Source organism: Paenibacillus agaridevorans, assembly GCF_003112455.1.
In the GTDB taxonomy this organism is placed as follows: domain Bacteria; phylum Bacillota; class Bacilli; order Paenibacillales; family Paenibacillaceae; genus Pristimantibacillus; species Pristimantibacillus agaridevorans.
Genome location: NZ_BDQX01000061.1, coordinates 1 through 358, shown reverse-complemented (window position 1 = coordinate 358; position 358 = coordinate 1). Strand labels below are relative to the sequence as shown.

Here is a 358-nt window from a genome sequence, read left to right as displayed (position 1 = left end):
CCTGCCCGACAGACCGGGATAACATTCGGAAACGAATGCTAATACCGGATACGCGATATCCTCGCATGGGGAAATCGGGAAAGACGGAGCAATCTGTCACTGTTGGATGGACCTGCGGCGCATTAGCTAGTTGGTGAGGTAACGGCTCACCAAGGCGACGATGCGTAGCCGACCTGAGAGGGTGATCGGCCACACTGGGACTGAGACACGGCCCAGACTCCTACGGGAGGCAGCAGTAGGGAATCTTCCGCAATGGGCGAAAGCCTGACGGAGCAACGCCGCGTGAGTGATGAAGGTTTTCGGATCGTAAAGCTCTGTTGCCAGGGAAGAACGCTTGGGAGAGTAACTGCTCCCAAGG

The 358-nt window shown here is 57.0% G+C and carries 1 rRNA gene; it reads left to right on the top strand.

The features are described 5' to 3' along the window. Positions 1 to 358: ribosomal RNA gene (locus PAT3040_RS07140) — 16S ribosomal RNA — on the top strand; the annotation flags it as partial.